The sequence below is a fragment of the Paraburkholderia phenazinium genome, from assembly GCF_900100735.1.
GTDB classification, from domain to species: domain Bacteria; phylum Pseudomonadota; class Gammaproteobacteria; order Burkholderiales; family Burkholderiaceae; genus Paraburkholderia; species Paraburkholderia phenazinia.
In genome coordinates this window covers 1-23,871 of sequence record NZ_FNCJ01000030.1, presented here as the reverse complement: position 1 = coordinate 23,871, position 23,871 = coordinate 1, and the positions used below count along the sequence as shown (strand labels likewise).

General features: G+C 63.3%; 14 protein-coding genes and 1 pseudogene. 4 read left to right on the top strand and 11 right to left on the bottom strand.

What is annotated here, in order from left to right; all coding sequences use genetic code 11:
• Window positions 1–30: 30 nt before the first annotated feature.
• Window positions 31–1,959 (bottom strand): glycoside hydrolase family 28 protein, encoded by a 1,929-nt coding sequence (locus BLQ92_RS36515; RefSeq protein WP_090695225.1) that lies wholly within the window; start codon window positions 1,957–1,959, stop codon window positions 31–33.
• Window positions 1,960–2,548: 589 nt separating this feature from the next.
• On the opposite strand from BLQ92_RS36515, the gene hyi reads away from it, so the two are divergent.
• From hyi to BLQ92_RS36495, 4 genes are read left to right on the top strand one after another with little or no spacing between them, the layout of a single operon-like run.
• Window positions 2,549–3,337 carry a hydroxypyruvate isomerase gene (hyi, locus tag BLQ92_RS36510; protein ID WP_090695221.1) on the top strand — a complete coding sequence of 263 codons (789 nt, stop codon included), beginning with the start codon at window positions 2,549–2,551 and terminating at the stop codon, window positions 3,335–3,337.
• 23 nt (window positions 3,338–3,360) lie between these two features.
• Entirely contained in the window at window positions 3,361–4,254 is an 894-nt protein-coding gene (glxR, locus tag BLQ92_RS36505; RefSeq protein ID WP_090695217.1) for a 2-hydroxy-3-oxopropionate reductase, read from the top strand.
• 44 nt (window positions 4,255–4,298) lie between these two features.
• Window positions 4,299–5,111 (top strand): NAD-dependent epimerase/dehydratase family protein, encoded by an 813-nt coding sequence (locus tag BLQ92_RS36500; RefSeq protein WP_090695214.1) that lies wholly within the window; start codon window positions 4,299–4,301, stop codon window positions 5,109–5,111.
• Between the two features lie 33 nt (window positions 5,112–5,144).
• Window positions 5,145–5,915 carry an HpcH/HpaI aldolase family protein gene (locus tag BLQ92_RS36495; protein WP_090695210.1) on the top strand — a complete coding sequence of 257 codons (771 nt, stop codon included), beginning with the start codon at window positions 5,145–5,147 and terminating at the stop codon, window positions 5,913–5,915.
• Here BLQ92_RS36495 and BLQ92_RS36490 read toward each other — a convergent pair.
• The 10 genes and pseudogenes from BLQ92_RS36490 to BLQ92_RS36445 form a co-directional block, all read right to left on the bottom strand.
• On the bottom strand, window positions 5,813–7,510 hold the full coding sequence (locus tag BLQ92_RS36490) for a methyl-accepting chemotaxis protein (RefSeq protein WP_090695206.1): 1,698 nt from the start codon (window positions 7,508–7,510) through the stop codon (window positions 5,813–5,815). The two genes, BLQ92_RS36495 and BLQ92_RS36490, sit on opposite strands and share 103 nt — an antisense overlap.
• Window positions 7,511–7,593: 83 nt before the next feature.
• A complete protein-coding gene (locus tag BLQ92_RS36485; RefSeq protein ID WP_090695203.1) occupies window positions 7,594–8,946 on the bottom strand; it encodes a TRAP transporter large permease in 1,353 nt (450 codons plus the stop codon).
• Window positions 8,947–8,952: 6 nt separating this feature from the next.
• Window positions 8,953–9,432, bottom strand: a complete 480-nt coding sequence (locus BLQ92_RS36480) for a TRAP transporter small permease (protein WP_090695199.1) — start codon at window positions 9,430–9,432, stop codon at window positions 8,953–8,955.
• Between the two features lie 177 nt (window positions 9,433–9,609).
• Window positions 9,610–10,602: a TRAP transporter substrate-binding protein gene (locus BLQ92_RS36475; protein WP_090695196.1), complete on the bottom strand. Its 993-nt coding sequence runs from the start codon at window positions 10,600–10,602 to the stop codon at window positions 9,610–9,612.
• 464 nt (window positions 10,603–11,066) lie between these two features.
• Entirely contained in the window at window positions 11,067–12,329 is a 1,263-nt protein-coding gene (locus BLQ92_RS36470) for an autotransporter strand-loop-strand O-heptosyltransferase (RefSeq protein ID WP_244106624.1), read from the bottom strand.
• Window positions 12,330–12,345: 16 nt separating this feature from the next.
• Complete coding sequence (locus tag BLQ92_RS36465; protein ID WP_090695190.1) at window positions 12,346–14,469, bottom strand: glycoside hydrolase family 28 protein; 2,124 nt, start codon at window positions 14,467–14,469, stop codon at window positions 12,346–12,348.
• Between the two features lie 76 nt (window positions 14,470–14,545).
• Window positions 14,546–20,278, bottom strand: coding sequence for an AIDA repeat-containing protein (locus BLQ92_RS36460; RefSeq protein WP_090695187.1), 5,733 nt, complete (start codon window positions 20,276–20,278; stop codon window positions 14,546–14,548).
• A gap of 67 nt (window positions 20,279–20,345) precedes the next feature.
• Window positions 20,346–21,584 (bottom strand): autotransporter strand-loop-strand O-heptosyltransferase, encoded by a 1,239-nt coding sequence (locus BLQ92_RS36455; protein WP_244106625.1) that lies wholly within the window; start codon window positions 21,582–21,584, stop codon window positions 20,346–20,348.
• A gap of 188 nt (window positions 21,585–21,772) precedes the next feature.
• A complete protein-coding gene (locus tag BLQ92_RS36450) occupies window positions 21,773–22,981 on the bottom strand; it encodes a porin (RefSeq protein WP_090695180.1) in 1,209 nt (402 codons plus the stop codon).
• Window positions 22,982–23,261: 280 nt separating this feature from the next.
• Window positions 23,262–23,871, bottom strand: a pseudogene (locus BLQ92_RS36445) (dihydroxy-acid dehydratase); the annotation flags it as partial.

The following is a 23,871-nucleotide window of genomic DNA, read 5'->3' as shown; positions in this document are numbered from 1 at the left end:
ATGTCGACGCATGCGCGTCGCGCTACCCTGCTAACGCAGATCGACAATCGTCGTGTTGTAAGTCGTGCCGCCAATGATCACGTTGTTCAGCGCAATGCCGTTGACGTTGTACGCGTAAATCGGCCCCGGCGTCGTGGCGGTGGCCGTGCCGTCGCTGACCGGCGTGCCGAGGTTGCAGTTCGAGATTGTGACACCGCCGATGGGCGGAATCGTCGGTGTGGGCGCCGGTCCGTTGTAGTCGAAGCCGACCGGCCCTTGCGCCACAATGGCCTGAAAACAGGACGCCGTGGTGCCGTTTAGCGTCACGTTGCTTACCTGCACATTCGAAATGTTCACGTTCTGCACGACCGGCGGATTTTCCCGCACGGCATCACCAGCCGGATCATAGTCGCAGTCGAAGGTAATCAGGCCGCCTTGCGACGCGGACGGATTGCCTGCCGTTGCGGTAGCCACGCCAAGCGGCACGGTGCTGTTGATCGGACTGCCGGCGAGCAACGAACTGCCGTAGCCGCCGCCCGTGAGATTGATGCCATTCGGCAGCGTGACCGTATCGACGTAGAAGTTCTTCACGAAGCCGCCGCGATTCATATTCGTCTTGATGCGGATGGCGATGTTGAGCGGATTGGTGGCCCAGTTCAGGTTGAGCATCTGCAGATTGCGGGCGTAGATGTTCTGCACGCCACCGCTCATCTCGCTCCCCAGCGTGATGCCACCGTGTCCGCTATTCATCGTGCAGTTCTGCACTACGTGGTTCTGTGCGGAGCCGTATTCCGTATCCAGCGCCTTGCCCGACTTGATCGCAATGCAGTCGTCGCCCGTGTTGAACGTGACGGTATCGCACAGCACGTTGTTGCACGCGTCCGGGTCGAAGCCGTCGTTGTTCGGTCCAATGCTGTCTGCGAACACACCGCGTATCACCACGTTGCTGCAATCGGTCGGATGATGCTGCCAGAACGGCGTGTTGTTGGTGTGATAGTTCTCCATCAGCACGTCGGTGCAGCCAATGAACTCCACCATGCACGGGCGCAGGTAATGCCCCAGGCCGAAGATCCGCTGCGCGACCGGCACCCCTGCTTCGGACAAGGCAGGCAGGTAGTTCTGGTCCTGCTGCCAGGGTGTCGTCGGGCTGGTCAACTGCGCGTAGAGCGTCGCGGAGATGTTCGGCGCGATGGTCTGCAGATCCACGTTGTTCGGATTCGCATAGGCCTGCGACGGGGTCGACGAACCTGCGCAGCCATATTCCTCTTTCGAGCCCTTATAGGTCCACCAGCAGGTGCTCGTGTTGCCGCTGCCGGCGAACGGCGTCATCGCCTGGCCGTTCAGGACCGAGGTCGTGTCTTCGCCGGTCAGCGCAATTTTCGTCTGGTTGCGGGCATAGACCGGCGCGCCGAAATTCAGGCAATCGTTCGCCTGCCAGCGGCTGTAGAACAGATTGCCGTTGGCGCCGCAATTGACCGGACCGTCCTTCGCATAGTCCGCCGGGTTGGGACTGAAGTAGATCGTGCAGTTCACGCTCAGATGGAAATTGACATTGCTCAGCAGCACGATCGGCCCGGCGCAATACCAGTTACCCGACGGCACCACCACCCGGCCGCCGCCGGCCGCGTTGCACGCCGCAATCGCAGCGAGGAACGCGGGCCGCGAATCGAATGCGCCTGCTGCATTGGTCAGGGTAGCGCCCGGACTGGTGGGCGAGGTCGAGCCAGTATAAGGATTGGTTGCGGCCACAACCGCACAGGGTTGCGCGCCGTAACTGGTCACGATGAAATCGACACCCGGGAACATCGACTGCGTAATGCCCTGCAGCGAATTGATGATCTGCGTGGCGGCGCCAGTCGGTCCCCAGATCGGATCGGCGGCGACCGGCGTGGCGGAGGCCGCGCTGCTCGTCACGCTTCCTCCACAGCCTGGGAGCGTGCCCAGTAGTGTCGCCCCCGCGGATGCTCCCGCGAAGACCATAAATGCGCGACGGCCTCGCGAACCCGGTTCGCTGCTGTTACGACTGCCCTGCTCCCTGCCTTGACGAACGTTTCTATTGCGTGTTGCCACGAATGCCTCCTGATGTTTTTGTGTTTTTCTGAGCGTTGTGCTGACCTGGCGGGTATCGATCGCAAGAGCGCTATGGGTGCGGTCTCTCCACATGCGAACGGCGTATCGATACTGCAAGGTCCAAACCATTGTTGTTATACAACGCAATAGATGTCAAGCGATGCTAGCAGATCACAATTGCGTTGCTCGACCGTCGCCAGCAGCGAAGTCAAACAGACTTGAATTCGTTTTTCGCAGAAAATTCGGTGCTTCCGGCATCACGGCTAGTATCTGGAATGTGGAACAAGCCGTCGATTGTGTCTGTTTGTGCCAGGGAAAATCCCGATTAAGATCTTATTTGCTTGACAACTTTTGGACCAATCGACATGATTGCCTGGCACCATCAATCAGGCTCATTCGAGCGCCGCACCCGGATCCAGCGGGCCGGCGTGCCGTTCCGCCTATCGCGCACGCGACCTGCACCCGGGTCGGCGACAACGCGCTTGCAACGAGACACACCATGACGAAACTCTGTGCCAACCTCACGATGCTGTTCGGCGAGGTCGACTTTCTGGACCGCTTCGCGGCGGCCTCGAACGCCGGCTTCCGCGGCGTCGAGTACCTGTTCCCCTATGCCTACGACAAGGCTCAGCTTGCCGCGCTGCTCGGCAAGCACGGCCTCACCCAGGTGTTGCACAACCTGCCGGCAGGCGACTGGGCCAGCGGCGAGCGCGGCATTGCGTGCTTGCCGGATCGCGTCGCCGAGTTCCAGGACGGCGTCGGTACGGCGATCGAGTACGCGCGTGCGCTCGGCTGCAAGCAGGTGAACGTGCTGGCAGGCATTGCGCCTGCCGGTGTGGCCGCCGACAAGATCCGCGACACCTTCGTCGCCAACGTGAAGTTCGCCGCGGCGCAACTGGACGCCGCCGGCATACGGCTCTTGATCGAGCCGATCAATACCTACGACATACCGGGCTTCTATGTCACCGGCACGCAACAGACACTTGAGTTGATTGCCGCCAGCGGCAGCGACAACGTCTATCTGCAATACGACATCTATCACATGCAGCGCATGGAGGGCGAGCTCGCCGCGACGATTGCGCGGCACCTGCCACGCATCGCGCACATTCAGCTTGCCGACAATCCCGGCCGCAACGAACCCGGCAGCGGGGAGATCAACTATCCGTTCCTGTTCGCCCATCTCGACAAAATCGGCTACGACGGCTGGATAGGCTGCGAGTACAAGCCTGCCTCGATCACCGCTGCAGGGCTTGGCTGGGCTGCCAGCTATCTTCGACCAGCCGTGTAACCCGCAACACAAGGATCAAAAGCATGAGCAAGATTGGCTTTATCGGCCTGGGCATCATGGGTACCCCGATGGCCCTTAACCTGCAAAAGGGCGGCCATCAACTATTCGCCTACACCCGTCGCAAGGTGCCCGACGAACTGATAGCGGCCGGCGCGACAGTATGCGAACACGCGAAGGCGGTGGCGCAGGCAGCGGACATCATCATCACGATGGTGCCCGACACGCCCAATGTGGCCGACGCGCTATTCGGCGCCAACGGGGTCGCCGAGGGCCTGACGCCAGGCAAGCTCGTGATCGACATGAGCTCGATCTCGCCGATCAACACCCGCGTGTTTGCCGAGCGCATCAACTCACTCGGCTGCGACTATCTGGATGCGCCGGTATCGGGCGGCGAAGTCGGTGCGAAGGCGGCAACCCTCACGATCATGGTAGGGGGCCCGCAAACGGCCTTTGAGCGCGCCAAGCCACTGTTCGAACTGATGGGCCGCAACATCACGCTGGTGGGCGGCAATGGCGACGGTCAAACCGCCAAGGTCGCCAACCAGATCATCGTTGCGCTGAACATCGAGGCAGTGGGCGAAGCGCTGCTGTTTGCCGCCCGCGCCGGCGCCGATCCGGCCAAGGTTCGCGAAGCGCTGATGGGTGGCTTCGCCTCGTCGCGCGTGCTCGAAGTGCACGGCGAGCGCATGATCAAGCGTACCTTCGATCCGGGCTTTCGCATCGAGCTGCATCAGAAGGACCTGAATCTGGCGCTCGATTGCGCTCGCAGTCTCGGCATGGCCTTGCCCAACACGGCCAGCACGCAGCAACTGTTCAGCTCGTGCGTCGCTCACGGCGGCAAGGGCTGGGACCACTCAGCGATTGTCCGCGCACTCGAGTCGATGGCCAATTTCTCCCCAGAAAAGCCGGACGCCTGACCGGCGGCCCGCTTTGCTAACACCGCTTGAAAAGGATAAGTACTGTGAAAAAAATTGCATTAAGCGGCGCGGCAGGCCAGCTTGGTCGTGTCTTGCGCAAAGCCCTGATCGAGCGCGGCGCTAACTTGCGCTCGGCAGCGGGTTCGCGCCCGCTGGAGCCGATCGTGGACGGCGAAGAAGTCATGCACGGCGATCTGCGCGACCCGGCTGTGGTCGACCGGCTGCTCGAAGGCGTCGACGTGCTGATCCACATGGCCGGCACCAGCGTCGAGCGCCCGTTGCCGGAAATCATCGAGAACAACCTGCGCGGGCTCGTCGAAGTCTATGAAGGCGCGCGCCGCCACGGCGTGGGGCGCATCATCTTCGCGAGTTCCAACCATGCGATTGGCATGCACCCGGTCGAGGACAAACTCGCGCTCGACTGCGAATTCCGCCCGGACGGCTTTTACGGCCTCAGCAAGGTGTGGGGCGAAGCGCTCGCGCGTCTGTACTGGGACAAGCACGGCATCGAAAGCGTGTGCATCCGTATCGGCAGTTGCGTCGAGAAGCCAACGGAATTCCGCCACCTCAGCACATGGCTCGGTTTCGAAGATCTGCTGCATCTGATCGAACAGTCGATCAACGTGCCCGATCTCGGCTATCAGGTTGTCTGGGGCGTCTCCAACAATACGCGCAGCTACTGGGATAACGCCGGCGCCGCGCGTCTCGGCTATCAGCCTCGTCAGAACGCCGAGGAGTATGCGGCCGAGATTCTCGCCAAACCGAATCCGCTCGATGCCACCGCCCAGCAGTATCAGGGTGGCAGCTTCGCCAGCTTCGATTTCACACCGCAAGAACGCAGAAAGCAGCGGCGCTAGACCGCATACCCACTCACCGGCCAGGAGACACCCATGAAGCTGACCGAAAATCGTTTCAAACGCGCGCTCGCGGCAGGCGAGCAACAGATTGGCTTGTGGTCGAGTCTCGCGAGCCACGGGTCGGTGGAACTCCTGGCCGGGGCCGGTTTCGACTGGCTGCTGCTCGATATGGAGCACGCACCCAACGAACTGCAGATGGTGCACACCCAGCTACAGGCCATGATGGGATCGGGCACGCATCCGATTGTGCGCCCCGCCTGGAACGAGATGGTGACGATCAAGCGCCTGCTGGATCTCGGTGCACAGACCCTGCTGATTCCCTACGTCGAAACCGAGCAGGAAGCGCGCAATGCGGTCGCCTACACCCGTTACCCCCCCGAAGGCGTGCGCGGCTATGCGTCCGCCGCACGCGCGTCCGGCTTCGGCCGCGTCGCCGACTACGCGAAACAGTGTGCGAGCGAGTTGTGTGTGCTGGTGCAGATCGAGAGCCGGCTCGGTCTCGAGAATCTAGAACGGATCGCCGCGGTCGAGGGCATCGACGGCGTGTTCGTCGGGCCCGGCGACCTGTCCGCCGCGCTCGGCCATATCGGTGAAATCAAACATCCCGAGGTGCAAGCGGCCATCGAGAACGCGATCACGCGCATCGTCGCTGCCGGCAAGCCCGCCGGCATTCTGATCGGCGACGAGGCGCTCGCGCGACGCTATATCGAACTCGGCTGCACGTTCACGGCGGTCGGCTCGGACGTCGGGATTCTCGGGCGCGGCGCCGAACAACTTGCCGCACGCTTCAAGTCCCTACCCTGAACATCGGCGCGCGCGGCGAAGCGGCTGTCCACCCCCGGTGCAGCCGCTTCTTCAAGACGAAACACGGCAACCGCCTCCCGCAACACCAACGCCTGCTCCTCGAGCGACTTCGCGGCTGCCGCAGCTTCCTCGACCAGCGCGACGTTGTTCTGCGTGACATCGTCGATCTGGTTGATTGCCTGATTGACCTGCTCGATGCCGGAACGCTGCTCGTGCGCGGCCGCTTCGAGCTCGACCATGATGTGCGTCACCCGCTCGACCGCCTGCATCGCCTCCTGCATCGTGCCGCCCGCCTGCGCGACCAGCGACGCGCCTTGCTCGACCTGCGCCGCCGACTCGCTCAGCAGGTCCTTGATTTCCTTGGCCGCCGTCGCGGAGCGCTGGGCGAGGCTGCGCACTTCCGAGGCCACCACCGCGAAGCCGCGGCCCTGCTCACCGGCACGCGCGGCTTCCACGGCCGCGTTGAGCGAAAGGATGTTGGTCTGGAACGCGATGCCTTCGATCATGCCAATGATCTCGCTCACCTTGCGCGACGACCCGGTAATATCGTCCATGGTCTCGATCACGCGTTTCACCACGGCGCCACCCCGCGTGACCGTCTCCAGTGCGCCGTGCGCGAGCCGGTTCGCTTCCTGCGCGTTGTCGGCATTCTGCTTGACGGTTGACGACAACTCCTCGATCGTCGCCGCCGTCCGTTCCAGCGAGGCGGCCTGTTGCTCGGTGCGCGCGGACAGATCGAGATTACCCGCCGCGATTTCCTTGACGCCATACGCAATCACCCCGGCGCTGCCGCGCACCTTCGACACCGTATCGGCAAGTTCACCGCGCATCTGCTTCAAGGCGCCAAGCAGGTGCCCCATTTCGTTGTGGGAGTGGCCGGAGATCGGGCCGGTCAGATCGCCAGCGGCAATCCGGCCGAAATGCTCGATGGCCCGCTCGACCGGCTTGAGCAACGCCGCCGACAGCATGGCGCGTGCAAACAGGCAAATCAGGATCGCCGCCGCGCCGATGCCCGCAAACATCAACACAGAGATTCTGAAGCGCTGCGTCATGGCTTCGCCGCTGCGGCCCTGGCTGTCCGACTGCAGGTGCTCGAGCGTATCGATCGCTTTGGCGTAGACCTGGTAGCTGCGGTCCGCCGTGTCCCCCTGAATCGCGCGAAAGGTGCTGAAGTCGTCGTCCATCAGCGCCTTGTATTCCGGTTCGATCGCCTGCTCGACGAGAGCCGCGCGAGCCTCACCCACGGTCTGCGCGAGCTCGCGCTCGGCATCGCTCGAGAACGGACCGTTCGCGTAGATCTGGAAGTCCTTGTTCGACTCGCGCAGCATGTCTTGAGCACTCGCGAGCAAACCGTCCGTGGGCTTGCCCACATGAAAGAGGATCTCGAAGCTGCCCAATGCGAGCCGCGCCTGCAGCAACTTCTCGGAACTCGCGTTCAACGACGCCAGCGCGGCCGAACTGCGCTGCACGTCCTGAAAGCCGTTCATCGCCTGCTTGAGTGCGCCGTAGCCGACGCCGATCACCGTCATCAGGAACGCAACGAAAATGCAAACGATCAGCGTCAAACCCGTACGGATCTTGATGTTGTTGAGCATGGTGTGTTCGCAGTGTCTCGGACAAAAAAAACGGAACCTGGCCAGCCGGGTTCCGTATCCTCATTGCGCCGGTTGCTCCGGGATCAGAACACCGGATGGCCGTTGATCAGGCTCGGCAACCAGGTCGAAAACATCGGCACGTAGGTGACGATATTGATCGCGCTGAAAATGGCCAGGTAGTACGGCCAGGCGATTTTCGTCGTCTCCCCGATCGACACGTCGCCGATCGCGCAGCCAATGAACTGCACCGAGCCGATCGGCGGGTGCACGAGACCCAGCGAGCAGTTCAGCAGAATCATGATGCCGAACTGCACGGGACCGACGCCGTAGTGCATCGCCATCGGCAGGAACAGCGGCGTGGTGATCAGGATGTGCGCGGCCATGTCGACGAACGTGCCGAGGAACACCTGGAGGATGTTGATGTAGAGCAGCATCAACCAGGGGATGGTCGTTGCATGTTCAAGCAGATGTTGAATCGCGTCGGGAATTTCCAGGTAAGCCATCTGGAAACGCAGCATGTTCGACACGCCAATCAACAGCAGCACCACGCCCGTGGTCCGCGTCGCACGGGCCAACGCCATGGAGAGCTTCTTCAGCGTCATCGTGCGATACACGACGAAGGTCAGCACCAGCGAGTACGCCACGGCAATCGCCGCCGCCTCGGTTGCGGTGGCAATCCCCTTCGCCACGCAGGTCAGGATGATGAGAATAACCATCAGGCCCGGCAACGCCCCCACGAAAGTCCTCGCCACCATGAACCAGCCGGGGAATTTCGGCAGTTCGGACGAACCGTCGGCGCGGCGCGGGAACTTGTAGCGCACCGCCTGCCAGTATGCGGCGAGCAGCACGAAGCCCATCACCCACAGCACCGGAATCAGGCCGGAAAACAGCAGGTCTCCGATCGACACGCCACTCACCGACTGCCCGGCCACGATCCCCGTGATCCCTTGCGCCGCCAGCGCGTAGATGATCATGTTGGTCGAGGTCGGCATCAGCGCACCCGCTAGCGAAGCGTGGGTCGTGACGTTGACCGCGTAAGCCGCGCTATACCCTTCGCGTTTCATCAACGGAATCACCACGCCGCCCATCGCCGAGGTATCGGCGGTCGGCGATCCGGAGACACCACCGAACAGGGTACAGGCGACCACGTTGGCCATGCCGAGTCCGCCGCGGAAATGCCCCACCGTGGCCTGCGCAAAGCGCAGGATGCGGTCGGCAATGCCACCGTGCAGCATCAGCTCGCCCGAGAGAATAAAGAACGGCACCGCGAGGAACGAGAACGCGTTGATGCCCGACACCATCGACTGGATCGCCGTCGCCGCCGGCAGCCCCTCATGCAGGTAAGTCAGGATGCAGGACAGCCCCAATGCAAACGAAACGGGAACCCCCAGCACGAGGAAGACGAGAAAACTGATAGTAAGAATCAAAAGTTCCATGATTGATCACGCCCGCTTCCGCGCGAAGAGTTCCAATAGATGTTCGATTGAGAAGAGAATGGTGCAGGCACTGGCGGCGAACGGAATCGCGTAACGCACGGCCTCCGGCAAGCCGAGAATCGGGATCTGGTCGTCGAGCGTGGTGGTGGCCATATTCCAGGCGCCGAAGCACACCGCAATCGAAAAACCCGCCACGCAGACCTGCTGGAACACCGCCATCGCGACCTGACCTTTCGGCGGCAGCTTCTTGACCAGCGAATCGAGGCCGATATGTCCGCCGTCGCGTACTTTCAGGGCGGCGCCGAAGAACGCGATGACGAGAACCAGCAGCAGACCGATCGGTTCGACATAGTCGGGCGCGTCATTGAAGACATAACGCATCACCACGCTGTACATCACCAGCACCGTCAGCACGGCGAGGCAAATCGCCGACACCGCCGTCGCCACGCGAGCGAGCACCCTGAGCGGGCGTTTCACGAAGTTCATCTCTCTCTCTCTTCCTCGTACATTCCGGGGCAGTCGTGACTGGCCCCACGAACCTGCCGGCACGCCCATACGGACTCGCCGCCAAACCATTGCGCAACGCAGCCGCCAACGACGAACGCCGGACAACCCCGAGATTGCTCCACAAGGGTTTCCGGCAGCGCTAGCTGTGCGAACGGCTTACTGGACCGCCTCGATCTCGTTGACGATCTGCTTCATCTCGGGCGTCTTCTCATACTTCGCCCAGACCGGCTGCATCGCCTTGACGAAAGCGGGACGGTCGATCTGCGCGGCCGGCGTGATCGTCACCCCAGCCTTGGTCACGGTCTGGACGCCCTCGGCCTCCTTCGCGGTCCACAACTTGACGTAGTAAGGCACCGAATCCGCCGCTGCCTTGCGGATCGCCGTCTGTTCCTGCGGCGTCAGGGTGTCCCAGACCTTCTTGGAGAACACCAGCACTTCCGGCGTCATCGAGTGCTCGGTTTCGGAGAACTGCGTCGCCACTTCGTAGTGCTTGGTTTCCACGTACGACGGAATGTTGTTCTCGGCTGCGTCGACCAGACCCGTCTTCAGCCCTGTATAGACTTCCGCGAACGGCATCGGCGTGGGCGTGCCGCCCATCGCCTTGATTTCGTCAACCATCAGGTCGGACGGTTGCACGCGCACCTTGAGGCCCTTCATGTCGGCCGGCGAGTGAATCGCCTTCTTGGCGTAGATCGAACGCGCGCCGCTCTCGTAGAAGGTCAGCGCGATCATGCCCTTCGCCGCAAAGGCGTCGAGGATCTTCTGGCCTTCCGGGCCATACATGACCTTGCGGAAGTGGTTGACGTCGCGGAACAGGAACGGCAGCGAGGGGATCATCGATTCGGGCACGATGTCGTTGAACGCCGCGGCGTTGGCACGCACCATGTCGATCGCGCCGATCCGGACCTGGTCGATCGTATCGTTTTCCGAACCCAGAGCGCTGTTGCTAAAGACTTTCACGGTGTCCTGGCCGTTAGTCTCCTTGGCCAGTTCGTCGCCCATGTACTTCAGGGCCATGACCGTCGGGAAGGTGTCGCTATGCACGTCGGCGACACGGAAGGTGCGAGCCTGCGCGGCACCTGCGCTGAACGCGAGCAGCGAGGCGGCTACCAGCATCGACACACCGGTCAGGGCGAAATTTTGTTTCATCGTGTGATCTCCTCAAAAATGAATCATCAATCGACTGTGTCTGGCGCAATTCGAACCTGTCCCGGATCCCCGACGTTGAATCGCTCTGCGGCTGTCGGCGCTGACCTGGCATAGCTGCTTCACTCGAATGGGCACAGTCGCTACGGTCTATCCCCTGCTGATTTACAACTTAGCGCAATCAGCTATGTTGTAAGACAAGATGGGATTGTATTGATATCTCCCCGTGTTGCGGCCTAGGACATACCCGTACGCTAAATTGATGGCCAAGGCCGCTGAAAATATGCTTTATGGCCGTCCCAGCCAAGCCCGGCGGGGTCGCTGCGACCACGTTTGGCATTCAATATTTGCCTGATGACGTTCAGACGATCCGGCGCGATGTCTTACACATTGAAGCAACGCCGGGCCCGTCTTCAGGCCGGGGGCCCGGCAGGCCCTACCCGCCCGTCACCGCCGTCGAGCCGGGCCTAAGGGCGCGGGTCATGCTTCACATCGTCGATCACCCGCGCAATCGTCTTGACGACCTGCCCCGGTGCGATCAGGCGCGAACATTCGAATTGCCGCTCGGTGCCGGCATGGCGCGGGCACCACAGATAGTCCGTGTTGTCGAATTCGACGCTCGTGTCGTTCCAGCAGCTGTTGCAAGCATGAAAGTTGATGACCCGGTACGGCGTCCCGAACTCGTTCTGCGGATGCGTGAATCCGCTGATCATCACGACCGGCTTGCCGAGCGCCCATGCGAGCCACGACAGGCCGCTCGACAGGCCGACGAAGAACTCAGCATGCAGCAGCAGGCTGGCGCGTTCCTGGAGCGGCAGATCGCCGGTGAAGTCCTCCGCGCCGTAGGGAATGTGGTTCCATTGCAGACCTTGGCCGGTCAACGCGTCGCGATCGATGCAGAGCACCCGGTACCCCTGCGCCTTCAGATACCGGACCGTCTCGTACCACCCGGTCGGATTGTTCCAGTGCTTGCATTGCGACGACGCCTGCGCCGCGATGCAGACATAGGGCTCCGCGATTCGCCTGCGGGTATCCCGAACGCCGATCCGCGGCCGGCACTCCTGCGCCGGCAGGCCGAGCAGCCAGGCAATGGTGCGTTGCAGGCCGCTCACCCGATAGTCCGTGGGCTGGTGCGTTCGGTCGCTGCTCGGAAAGAAGATGCCGAGAAAATAGCTGGCGTAGAAGCCGTACGCGCCGGCATCCTCGTCCTCGGGGTGAACATAGTGCAAATGCGGGTAAGCGTCTTCGAAGAGCGACCAGAGCGCCTCGCCCATCGACACGTACATCTCGCACTGATGCCGCTTGCGAAACTCATCCACATACGGAAACCAGGCAATCACGTCGCCAATCGTCGAGACCGGCAAGCGCGCAAACACCTTTCTGCCGTACAGATCCTGATCGTGCTCGAACACCAGTTTGCCGTCGCGCAGCACTTCGATGCGGAAATTGACGTAGTAACGGCTGGTGCTGCACACCGTTGCGTCGGCAACTTCCTCGTCGTACAGCACCACGTCCGCGTTGCGATCCAGCAAACGCACGCGCCAACCCGCCCCGCTCACCTTGACGCGGCAGCCGTAGTTGAAGTCGTAGCGAATCCCCGCCGGCCCCTCGAAGAGCGGCTCGCCGAGCTTGACGAAAGGGGCTTGACCCGGCCCAGCGGCGGGGCCGCCGGCCGGGGGGCCAGCGGGCTGCGGCTGGCCGGCCCCGTTGGTTTGGGAAGAGGCGCTCATCGATCGCTGGCGTTCGTCATGGGAAGGTCTGGCCCGGGAACGGCACAAACGCTTTGCTGCAGTCCACTGTCGGAGCGGCTGCAATAGCGGTGTTACTCGCCGCGATGACATTGTTGGTGGTCGACGTCACCAGCGGCACATTCACGTTGTTGCCGAGCGTAATGCTGGCGTCGCTCGATGTGACCGAAAGCGGCGCCACGTCGGCCACCACGTTATTCAGCGTGAGGCCCAAGGGATTCACCACCGCCGGGCTGGGTACCGCAACGCTGCCGGTCGGCCAGCCTTGCAGGTTCGGACTCGCCGAGTTGAAGCCCTGGAACGTCCAGCTCGCCGCGGTGAGTTCGTGCAAACCATTGATGGTGATGTTCTGGTAGCTCGGATACAAGCCTGCGTTCCCGGTAGCCGTGTAGTACGGCGTGATGATGATGGCCGCCTGCGGCGTGGAGTCGAGCGTATTGGGGCTCGGATTGCCCTGCATGCAAAGGTTCGTGTAGTTGGCGTTGGACACCAGACCGCCTTCGCTCCAGTTGGTCTTGATCCGCACGCCGTTGTCGGTGTAGTTCATCGACAGGTCGTACACATTGACATTCGACACGCTCGGATAGACGAGTTGCCCCTGCACGAGCAGCGGCGTGGTATTCGCAACCACACCCGGATCGGCGCTGGCCAAATTGGCCGGATTGCCGTCCAGCCCCGACGTCTGGCTGCCGATCGACATGCCGTGCCCATAAAAGAAGTGATTGTGGGCAACCGTGATGTTGTAGACGCGGCCGTCGGCGATACTGGATTCGCCCTTGATCGCCATGTTGTCGTCGCTGTCGCTGATGTACGAATAGGCCACGAGGACGTTGCTGATATCGCCGGTAAAACTGCCTGCCGAGCCGCTATAGCCGCCGGGTAGCGCGGGCGACGCGGGGGTGGCCGAAGTCGTCGGGCTCTTGCTGCCCGGATCGATCCCGTCGGTGTTCTTGATCGAGGCGTAGCTGTACGGCGCTCCCCAGTAATTGGTCATCGTCTGATAGACCGCAGTCGGCGTGAAAATCTTCACGTTCCACGCGGTGAAACCGTTGATGCCGGTCGGCGTGATGTGGAATTTGGGCGCGTTCTGCAGCGTCAGGTTGAACAGCGTGAAGTTGTAGCCGTAGAGCGGTTCGATCAGACGCGGATTGTTCTCGTCTTCGCCGGACAGCGCCTCATTGCCTTCCCAGCCGAGATCCCACCAGCTCATGTTGGTCCCGTCCGGGCGCTTGATCAGCGGCGGCGCACCGGCTGCCGCGAGATTCGCCGCCGTCGTGTAGAGCGGCTGGCCGCCCTGGCCGTCGATTGTCCCCGGACCCATGATCGCGTTGTTGCTCGTATAGATTTTCGCCGAGCCGCTATACACCACGTTGCTGATCAACGGCTTGCAACCATCGTCGTTCGGATAGATCTGGCCGCAATAGTAGGTACCGTTGCCAGCAATGGCGCTAGTCGTCGCGCCGGTCTGTCCAGCGTTGGGCGTCCCAGGCAGGTTCGCCGTCGAAGCACCTGTGGTGCCGGATTCGTACTGGGTCGGGTCGCGCGAGGCGAACAGCGTCACGCCTGAGTCGATCACCAGCGTCACGCCGCCGGGCATCGACAGCGGTCCTGTCAGAAAGGCATTGTTGGCGCCGTTCGCACTCAACTCGACCACGCCGTTGCTGCTCAGCGTGTTGGTGGCCGTGTAGGCATTGGCCGCGTTCGCACACGCATACAGCGCCGCCTGGATACGGGCCGTGTCCGGTGCGGTCGAGCCGGCCGTCGCCTCGGTGGTGGTGGGCAACAGACCATTGCTCTGCGCCGCGTAATTGGCCGTTAGCTGGCACGCCGCATTGGCCGGCGGCAAGGTGGGCATGGTCGGCGCGGCCGGCAGGTTCGGATCGGTCGTCGTCGTGCCGACCTGATAGGCCGTGGTGGTGGTCGCCGCCGGCGTACTCGCCGCTGGCGTGCTCGCAGGGGTGCTCGTGCCTGTGCTCGAAGACCCGCTCGCCGGCACCGTGTACGCCGCGCCCGAGCCTCCTGTCGAACCCGAAGATCCGCCTCCGCCACATCCGGCCAGCAACCCGGCTAGAAGCGCGACCCAAAGGCCGGCGGCGCAAAACTGGTTTGAATACCTGATCAATTTTGTCTCCCTTCAACAATGTGTGTTCTTGTCCCGGGGCAAGCCAGAAGATCTGGCTTGCCCGCGCGGCGCAGACTTACCACTTCCACTGCGCGCCCAGTTCGCCGCCGTAGTCATGGGTATTCGTGCCGTACTCGGCCCCCAGCCTGGCGAACACTTTGGTGCGCGAAGCAACTTGCCAGTCGGCGCCGATCTGGAGCTTCGCGGCGTTACGGTCCGACGGCGTGCCGAACACCTGCCAGCTCTCTTGCGGGGCATCGGCAAGTGCAGCGGTGAGCGATTGATCCGCGCCCGTCAGGCGGTGCTCCCACGAGATGTCCGCCTGCAGATCGAGGGCATGGCCGAACAGCCACATGCCCTGCTTCAGGAAGCGCGCGCCGAGGATGCTCGAGAGCGCGTTGGTGTTCGCCGAGGCGTAGGTCAGCGCGGTCACGCCGCCGCCCTCGGTCGCGCCCTGCTGCGCGTAGTGGCCGGTGCTCAGCGCGGCGTACGGTTGCACGGTCCCCACCGCGAACGCGAGCTTCAGGCCGGCTTCGCCATACAGCGCCAGGCTCGAGGTATTGAAGGTGCTGCTGTCCTGGTTCGACACCGCGCCGACGCTCACCTGGCGCGAGAGCCGGTTATTCCAGTACCCCAGTCCGGCGATCCCGGTGGCGTACAGCGGACTGCCGGCAGGCGTCCAGGAGCCGTACAGTTCGGCCAGTACGCCGTCGGTGCGGGCGCTGGCCCCGTCATTGGAGAAGTCCACGTTGTCGTTGTTGAACATCAACGCGGCGCCGGCGCGCACGGTCTGCGTCAAGCGCTGGTCGTAGCCGAGCGTCACGGCAGTCGAATGATCGTCGTATGGACTACTGCCCAGCGCAGCGTCGCCGTCGACCGAGGTCTGCTGATACGCAGCGCTCACCCACAGACCATGCTGGGTGGCCGGGTCGAGGCTCGCCAGATGCTGCGCAACCGTGTCTTGCGCCTGGCCGGTGCGCGCCTCGGCAATCTGCCGGAACGGCACGGCGTCGACGCCCGACAGTTCATCCAAGGCGCTATAGGCCTGCGCCACGGTCGTCACGAGCAGCGCGTTCGTCACGGCGCTACCGCCCTTGCCGTAGTTCGCCGTCAATGCGCTCGCCACGTTGTTCTGGTTAAGCGAGTCTCCCGCCAGGGCAAAGCTGAACGTATTGCCGGAGCCATTGGTCGTGGTTGTCGTCGTCGCCGTTGTACCCGAGCCCGTGGTTGTCGTCGTGCCCGAGGTACCCGTTGTGCTGGGTGCATTCAGCGTGACCGTGACAACCCCGCTTGAATAAGCGACGCCGGGCGTCAGGTAAGCGAAGTTCGAAGTCACTGTGCCGAACGCACCAGTCTGCAAACCCGTATACGTCAGCACCGTGTACGTAGTCCCGACGGAATAAGTCCCGCTTAGCGAGGTCAGCGTCAGCGCCGCGCCCGAGCCGATCGTCAGGTTGCCTGTGACGGCAGCGGTGCCGCTCGTGCCGCCTGGGCTCAGCGTCACGTTGTACGTGGAGCCGCTCTCGAGGCTCAATGTGCCGCTCACGTGCAAGCCGGCGCCCAGCGTGTTCTGCACAAGCGTGCTGCCGCTCGTCATCGTCAGACCCGGCATGACCGTGCCGGTGCCGGTGACGACCGCACCGGAGCCTACCGTGAGGTTGCTGGCCGTACCGTCGACGATCACCGTACCCGAGGACACCGTGGTCCCCGTAGCCGAACCGCCCGCGAGAATATCCTGCACCCCGCCGTTATTCACGGTGGTACTGGTCGCGAGGCCGCCGGAGTCGACCTGCTGGGTACCGCCCGCCACCAGCGTGCCTTGTGCCGTGCCGCCGGTGGCGACCTCCTGCACGCCGCCGCTATTGACCGTGGCGTTGTAGGCATAGCCTTCGACGACACCGTCGATGTACTGGTAGCCGCCGCTGTTCACCATCGCGTCGTTGGAGACCCCGCCCGCCAGCACCAGTTGCGAGCCACCGCTACCCACCGTCGTCTGGTTCGCCGTGCCACCCGAGACGATGCTCTGGCTGCCACCGCTGTTGATAGTCGCCGCGCTCGCCACCCCACCTGAGGACACCACCTGGCTGCCGCCGCTGTTCACCACGCCGCCGGTTGCGATGCCGCCGTTCGTCACGGTTTGCGTGCCGCTTGCGTTGATCGTCGTGGCGCTCGCCACGCCGCCCGAGGAGACATTCTGGCTGCCGCCGCTGTTGATGACGCTGCCGGTTGCCACGCCGCCATTCGCGACCGTTTGCGTGCCGCTGGCATCGATCGTCGTGGCGCTAGCGACACCACCCGACGAGACGGTCTGGTTACCGCCGCTGCTGACTATGCTGCCCAGCGCCAGTGCGCCGTTCGCGACGGTCTGCGAGCCGCCGCTGCTCACCACCGAACCAGTCACCGTCGCCGACTGGACGTTCTGCATTCCACCGACCTGGATCGTCGTGCCGCTGACGACGCCGCCTGCGCTGACGTTCTGCGTGCCGCCGCTGCTCACCAGCGTGTCGAGCGCAGTGCCGCCGCTCGCCACCGCTTGCAGGCCGCCGCCGTTGACAGTCGCGCTGACCGCCGAACCGCCCGACAAAACGCTTTGCGTGCCGCTGTTATTGACGGTGGTCGCGCTCGCCACACCGCCCGACGACACCACCTCGATGCCGCCGCTGCTGACCACCGTGTTGATCGACACCCCGCCGCTCGACACGCTTTGCGTGCCGCCATGGTTGACGGTCGCGCCGAACGCCGAAGCGCCGGACAGCACGCTCTGTGTTCCGCTGCTGTTGATCGTGGTGCTACTCGCCACACCGCCTAGCAAGGTTTGCGTGCCGCCGCAGTTGACGGTCGCGCTGAGCGCAAGGCCACCGGACATCACGTTCTGGGCGCCGCTCGTGTTGATCGTCGTGCTGGTCGCGACACCGCCTGACGACACCACTTCGCTGCCGCCGCTGTTCACGACCGTACGTAGCGACGAACCTCCCGAAAGCACCGACAGGCTGCCGCCGTCTTCCACCACCACCGCGGAGGCCAGGTTATCCAAAATCGAGAACGCATTGCTGGTCGAACCCGATGACGACACATAGGTGCCCGACAGCGTCTCCGCCGTGTTCGCAATCAATGCGGCACCAGCGCTCTGCACCACGCCCGTCGCACTGCCGCCAGTCTGCACGTTCAGCACACCGCCGCTGTTGACCAGCGTCCCGCCCGCCACGCCGCCGGAGGACACCACCTGAGTGCCGCCGCTATTCACCACGGTGCCGCTCACGTTGCTGCCACTCGAAACGTCCTGCACGGCGCCGCCCGATTGATTCGGCAGAACCGCCGGAGGCAACAAGGTGTTCTCGGTGCCGTCGAGCACGACGTCGCTGACCGTTGCACCCGAGGTGACGTTCTGCGTCCCACCGGCATTCACCACGCCGCTGGTTACTGTGCCGCCGCTCGCGACGTTTTGCGTGCCGCCGCTATTCACCGCGGTGCCGATCGCCGTGCCGCCGTTGGCCACGTTTTGCTGACCACCGCTGTTGATGGCGCCACCGACAGCCGAACCACCCGAGTTCACGTTCTGCGTACCGCCGGCGTTCACCACCGTGCCGCTCGCCACCGCACCGTTAGCGACACTTTGCGTGCCGCCGTTGTTGACGGTTGCGCTGACGGCGAGGCCGCCGCTCAGAATCGCTTGCGTGCCGCTGCTGTTGATGGTCGCGCCGCTTGCCACGCCGCCCGACGACACCACTTCGCTGCCGCCGCTGTTGACCACCGTATTGAGCGACGTGCCGCCGTCGAGCACGGACAGGTTGCCGCCGTTTTCGAGCACCACGTTGGACGCGGTATTGTTCGCAATCGAGTCAGTGCTGGACGACGCCCCCGACACGTAAGTGCCGGACAGCGTCGCCGAGGTATTGACATCGACTGCCGCCCCGGCGCTCTGCAGTACGCCCGTCGCGCTGCCGCCGGCCTGCACGTTCAACGCGCCGCCACTGCTGAGCACGGTGCCGCTTGCCGCACCACCCGACGACACGACTACGCTGCCGCCGCTATTGACCAACGTGTCGAGAGCCGTGCCAAGACGCGCCACATTCTGCGCACCGCCGTTGTTGACGGTCGCACCGATGGCCGAGCCACCCGACAGAATGTCCTGCGCGCCACTGCTATTGATCGTCGTGCCACTCGCCACACCACCCGACGACACCACTTCGCTGCCGCCGCTGTTCACAAGCGTGTCAAACGACGAGCCACCGGCCAGCACCGCCAGGTTGCCGCCGTCTTCAGCCACGACGTTCGATGCCGTATTGTTCGAAATCGAGAACGTGGCGGTCGATCCCGACGATACATAGGAGCCCGAGACCGTGTCCGCCGTATTGGCCACCAGCGCCGCACCCGCGCTCTGCACCACGCCGGTGGCGCTGCCGCCCGCCTGCACGCTCAATTCGCCACCGCTCGTGACCACCGTGCCGCTAGCCACACCGCCCGACAGCACGTTTTGCGTGCCGCTGCCGTTAACCGTCGTGCCGTTTGCCACCCCTCCCGACGACAGCACCTCGCTGCCACCTGCGTTCACCGAGGTCGCCGCCACGGCCCCACCGGCCGCGACCTGTTGCACACCGCCGGCGTCGACGGCCGCACTGATGGCCGAGCCGCCCAGACTCACACTCTGCGTGCCGCCGCTCAGGTTCGTGCCGACCGCACTGCCGCCCGACGACACCACTTCGAGACCGCCGCTGTTGACCACCGTCGCCAGCGAAGTGCCGGCCGATGCGGTGCTGGTCTCGTCCCACACGGTCTGGATCCCGCCGCTGTTGACGGTCGTGCCGCTTGCCACACCCCATTGAAGAGACACGCTACCGCCGCTATTCACTACCGTGCCGCTAACGAAGGCGCCCGATATCACCTGCACGCTGCCACCGCTGATCACTGTCGTATTGAGCGCGGAGCCAGCGCTGCCGGCCGATGCCGACACGTTCAACTGCCCGGTCACTGCGGTGCCGCCGGAGTTCACGCCTCCGCCGACCGTCGTGCCGCTGGCGACGCCCGACAACGCCAATCCCAAGGTACCGCCGCTCAACACGGTATCGACCGCCGTGCCGCCGCTTGCCACCTTCTCGGTGCCGCCGGCAAAAACCGTGGTCGCATAGCTGCTCCCCGCACCGGACATCACCAGCGAGCCACCCGACATCACCTCCGTAGCAGAAGCCACACCGCCAGACGACAGGACCTCCTGGCCACCAGATTGCACCGTCGTATTGCTGGTCACGCCGCCACCGGACGTGCTGCCCACGACGATCTTGCCGCCCGCGAGCACACCTGCGGAGATGGCCGTACCGCCCGAGCTCACATAAAGCGAGCCGCCGGAGCTCACCACCGTGCCATACGCAGCACCGCCACTGGATACCGCTTGCTTGCCGCCGGACACGACTGTATTGCTGGCCACCCCGCCTGCGGAAACCGTCTGGTTGGCCGAGGTGGCCAGTAGTGTCGCGCCGTACGCCACCCCACCGGACGACACAAACTGGGTACCACCCGACGACACGACCGAACTGCTCGCCACGCCACCCGACGAGACGATCTGCGTGCCGCCGGATGAAACAAACGAACTGATCGCGAGGCCGCCGCCATCGACGGTCTGGTTATCGCCCGCGGTAACCGCCACCCCTGTGGACGTCACCCCCGAGGCCACCGACGTCTGCGCATGCACCGGCATCGCGACCGTTTGTAATAGCGCGACGCCCATCAGCAGCCGCACGAGGCGCGACAGGCCAATCCTCTTTCTGCCGAAATAACGGACTCCGTATTTTCTACGGCAAGTCAAGCTTCTCATTCTTATGCCTCCCTGATGTGCTTTATCGTGTTTTTTTGAACTCGCACTGCGCGCAACCGCTGTCCCGCTATGCGGCAAACACCGGTATGCGGCGAATCACATTCTTGACCTGCTCAGTCGTAATCAGCCGGGTGCATTCGAACTGACGCGGTGTACCCGCATGACGCGGGCACCACAGGAAATCCTTGTGGTCGAATTTCACGCGCACGTCGTTCCAGCAGCTATTGCAGGTGTGGTAATTGATGACGCGGTAGGGCGTATGAAACTCGTTGGTGGGGTGGGTAAAGCCGCTGATCATGACGACCGGCGTGCCGACCGCCCATGCCAGCCACGACAGGCCGCTGCTCAAGCCCACGAAGAATTCCGCATGTTTGAGCCAGCGCGCGCGCTCGGCGAGAGGCCGGTCACCGGTGTGGTCTTCAGCGCCGTATGGGATGTGATTCCAGACCATGCCGGTGCCATGCGTGGCCTTCTGGTCCACGCAGATCACCCGGTAGCCGTGGTCTTTCAGAAACTGCACCAGCTCGCGCCAGCCCGACGGGTTGTTCCAGTACTTGCACTGGGTCGTACTCTGCGCGGCGATGCACACGTATTTTTCGGCAATCGGCCGGGTATCGTCCGGAATCTCGATGCCGGGAGGCGCCTCCTCAGGATCGACGCCAAGGATATAGCCGGCGGTGCGGTGCAAACCCACCAGGCGGAAATCGCTGGGTTGGCGCACGTTCGACTCATCGTCGAAGTACAGGCCGATGTTGTAGGTGGCGTAGTACTCGTCGGGATCGATCTCTTCGGGTGTCATGAACCGGATCGATGGGTACAGGTTCCTGAACAGCGCAATCAGGGTCGCGCCCATCGCACAGGTAAGCCGGCAACCATGTTGTTCGCCGAACTTGACGGCGTAAGGGAACCAGGCAATCAGATCGCCCAGCGTGCCCACTGGAAACTGGATCAGAACGTTCTGCCCGCTGCAGTCGAAGCGGTGCCGCAAGACCTCCTGATCGCCCGAGCGAATTTCGATTTGAAACGGCACAAAATACTTCTTGCTGCTTGCGACGACGCCCGCCTTGATCTGCGTCTCAAACAACGTGTTGTTGGTCTGCGCATCGCTCAAACGCACATGCCAGTCGCCCTCCGGCAACGCGATCCGGCAACCGTCGTTGAAGTCGAAGCGAATGCCGTTGCCGCCCTGCTGGGTCGGCGTCGCGGCCGGGGCACGGAAGTTTCCCGCCACCACGGGCAGCGCCGCGGATTTGCCGGCGGACGAATTGGCACTCGCGCTATCAGCGGGCACAGGCTTTTTTTTCACGGGTCTCGCTCCAGGCGCCACGCCTGGCAAGGATCCAGACCCGGCAACTACAACTTCCTCCTGGCCCATTCGGAAGATCTATTACCAAGCACAACGTAAGTTATGCTTAACAATTGACAGGAACCAGTAAGACTTGATGCAAGGGTGACAGCGACATCCGATGCCGCCACCCTCAACCTGCTACCGCATTAGAACTGGTGGTTGATACCTATGGTCGCCGCGAACTGGCTGCGGCACGACGCGGCCGATTGCTCGGCGATGCCTGCGGTTGCGTTGACAACCTTGCCGCCGTTGATAGTCTGGCCGTTGGCGCGCTGGAATGCTTCCAGCACGTAGATACGGGTACGCTTGGACAGGTTATAGAGTTCGGTCAGGTTGATCTGCTGGTAGGTCGCAGCATCCTGAACGCCATTTGCCTGGGTGGCGCGCGTGTAGCTGTAACCCGCAGCGAAGTCCCACGACACGGCCGGACGATAGTGCAGCACCGCGCCGCCGGTATTGAAGATCGCCGTCGTCGAGAAGCCGGAATTGGGACCGGCAATGTACTGCACGTTCGAGTACGACGCCGAGACATCCCATTGCGGGCTGAACTGATAACCACCGGTCACGGCGAAGCGCTGCTGTGCCGCCGCATTCTGATAGCCGTTCGTGATACTCGACTCGCCCTGCTCACCCGTGCCCGAGTAGGCCGTCGAGCTGGAGCTCCAGGCGCCGCCGCCGCTCGTCGCGTTGTTGAAGCGTGCGAAGCCGACGCCGATGCCCGCCGCACCCGCCAGATACTGTGCACCCACGCTCCAGGTCGAACCGGCGTTGAAGCTGCCGGCCACGCCGCCCAGTGCGTACATGCCGCTCAGCTTAAGACCGCCAAAGGTCGGCGAGGTGTACATGAGCGAATTGTTGACGCGGTAGTCGGTGTCGAGTGCGTCGAGGTCGCCCGGATGGGCGCCGAGGGCGCCGGTCAGCCACGGGGTCGGGCCGTACTGCGCGAGCATGTTGTAGTAAGGGGTGTACTGGCGACCTGCGGTGAACGTACCGTAGCTCGCATTGGTCAGGCCGACCCACGAAGCGCGGCTGAACATCAGGCCGGACTTGCTCTCTGCGCCGGTGTCGGTGTTGAAACCTTCTTCGAGCTGGAAGATCGCCTTCGTGCCGCCGCCCAGATCTTCGCTCCCCTTGAAGCCGAAGCGCTCGCCGCCCCAGACGCCTTCGAGCATCTTGACCACCGATTGGCCGCCCTTGGTCGCGCCGGTCGAGGGCGCCTGGCTGCTCAGATAACCGACTCCGGTATCGATCACCCCGTAGAGGGTCACGCTGCTCTGCGCAAACGCTCCGCCCGTAGCGAGCATAGCTGCCATGCCGGCGACGGCTAGCCTGGCTTCTTTGTAACTCTTTTTCATCAGATCATCCTTTCACGTCGTTGGAATTATGGCGGCACGTTATGCCGCATGAAATTGCCTGGCCACCGTCCGGCACCCAGTAATCACTCTCGTCGCCACACATCCGCCAATCCGCCGACCGGCACGATATGTAGTCCTTATCGTATGCTTCGCCGCCTGGTCTCCTGCGCGCGGCCTGACTACCAAAAAACGTAATTCGAAAACCTGCTTGTCCCGGATGCCTTTCGAGGCGATTACGGCTGTTCGAAGCACCCAGCTTCGAACGGCCGCACAGCTAAACTCAGTGAATCTCGGGCTCGCTGCCGCTGCTGCAGCTACTGGCGCCGCTCGCGCCATCGCGCTGCAGGAAGTCGAAGTCGCAACCCTTGTTGGCCTGCATCACATGCACCTGATGCATCGCGCCGTAGCCTCGCGTGAAGCGCGGCTGAGGTTCCACCCACGCCGCCTTGCGGCGCGCCAGTTCTTCATCCGATACCAGCACGTTCAGCCTGCGCTGCGGCACGTCCAGCTCGATCAGGTCGCCGTCCTGCACCAGCGCAAACGGTCCGCCGATAAACGATTCCGGCGCCACGTGCAGTACGCATGCGCCGTAGCTCGTGCCGCTCATGCGCGCGTCGGAGATGCGCAGCATGTCGCGCACGCCCTTTTGCAGCAGCTTCTTCGGGATCGGCAACTGGCCCCACTCCGGCATGCCCGGCGCGCCTACCGGACCCGCGTGCTGCAGCACGATCACACAGGTTTCGTCGATATCGAGCGCGTCGTCGTCGATGCGCGCGGCCATGTCGTTGTAGTCCTTGAACACTACGGCGCGGCCGGTATGCACATGCAGCTTCGGATCGGCTGCACCCGGCTTGATCACCGCACCGTCGGGCGCGATATTGCCGCGCAGG

What these genes read in the sequence shown, in the direction of transcription:
- BLQ92_RS36480 (WP_090695199.1), bottom strand. Translation starts at nt 9,432, where the DNA reads ATGAACTTCGTGAAACGCCCGCTCAGGGTGCTCGCTCGCGTGGCGACG.
- hyi (WP_090695221.1), top strand. Translation starts at nt 2,549, where the DNA reads ATGACGAAACTCTGTGCCAACCTCACGATGCTGTTCGGCGAGGTCGAC.
- BLQ92_RS36495 (WP_090695210.1), top strand. Translation starts at nt 5,145, where the DNA reads ATGAAGCTGACCGAAAATCGTTTCAAACGCGCGCTCGCGGCAGGCGAG.
- BLQ92_RS36515 (WP_090695225.1), bottom strand. Translation starts at nt 1,959, where the DNA reads ATGGTCTTCGCGGGAGCATCCGCGGGGGCGACACTACTGGGCACGCTC.
- BLQ92_RS36485 (WP_090695203.1), bottom strand. Translation starts at nt 8,946, where the DNA reads ATGGAACTTTTGATTCTTACTATCAGTTTTCTCGTCTTCCTCGTGCTG.
- BLQ92_RS36470 (WP_244106624.1), bottom strand. Translation starts at nt 12,329, where the DNA reads ATGAGCGCCTCTTCCCAAACCAACGGGGCCGGCCAGCCGCAGCCCGCT.
- BLQ92_RS36490 (WP_090695206.1), bottom strand. Translation starts at nt 7,510, where the DNA reads ATGCTCAACAACATCAAGATCCGTACGGGTTTGACGCTGATCGTTTGC.
- BLQ92_RS36460 (WP_090695187.1), bottom strand. Translation starts at nt 20,278, where the DNA reads ATGAGAAGCTTGACTTGCCGTAGAAAATACGGAGTCCGTTATTTCGGC.
- glxR (WP_090695217.1), top strand. Translation starts at nt 3,361, where the DNA reads ATGAGCAAGATTGGCTTTATCGGCCTGGGCATCATGGGTACCCCGATG.
- BLQ92_RS36475 (WP_090695196.1), bottom strand. Translation starts at nt 10,602, where the DNA reads ATGAAACAAAATTTCGCCCTGACCGGTGTGTCGATGCTGGTAGCCGCC.
- BLQ92_RS36450 (WP_090695180.1), bottom strand. Translation starts at nt 22,981, where the DNA reads ATGAAAAAGAGTTACAAAGAAGCCAGGCTAGCCGTCGCCGGCATGGCA.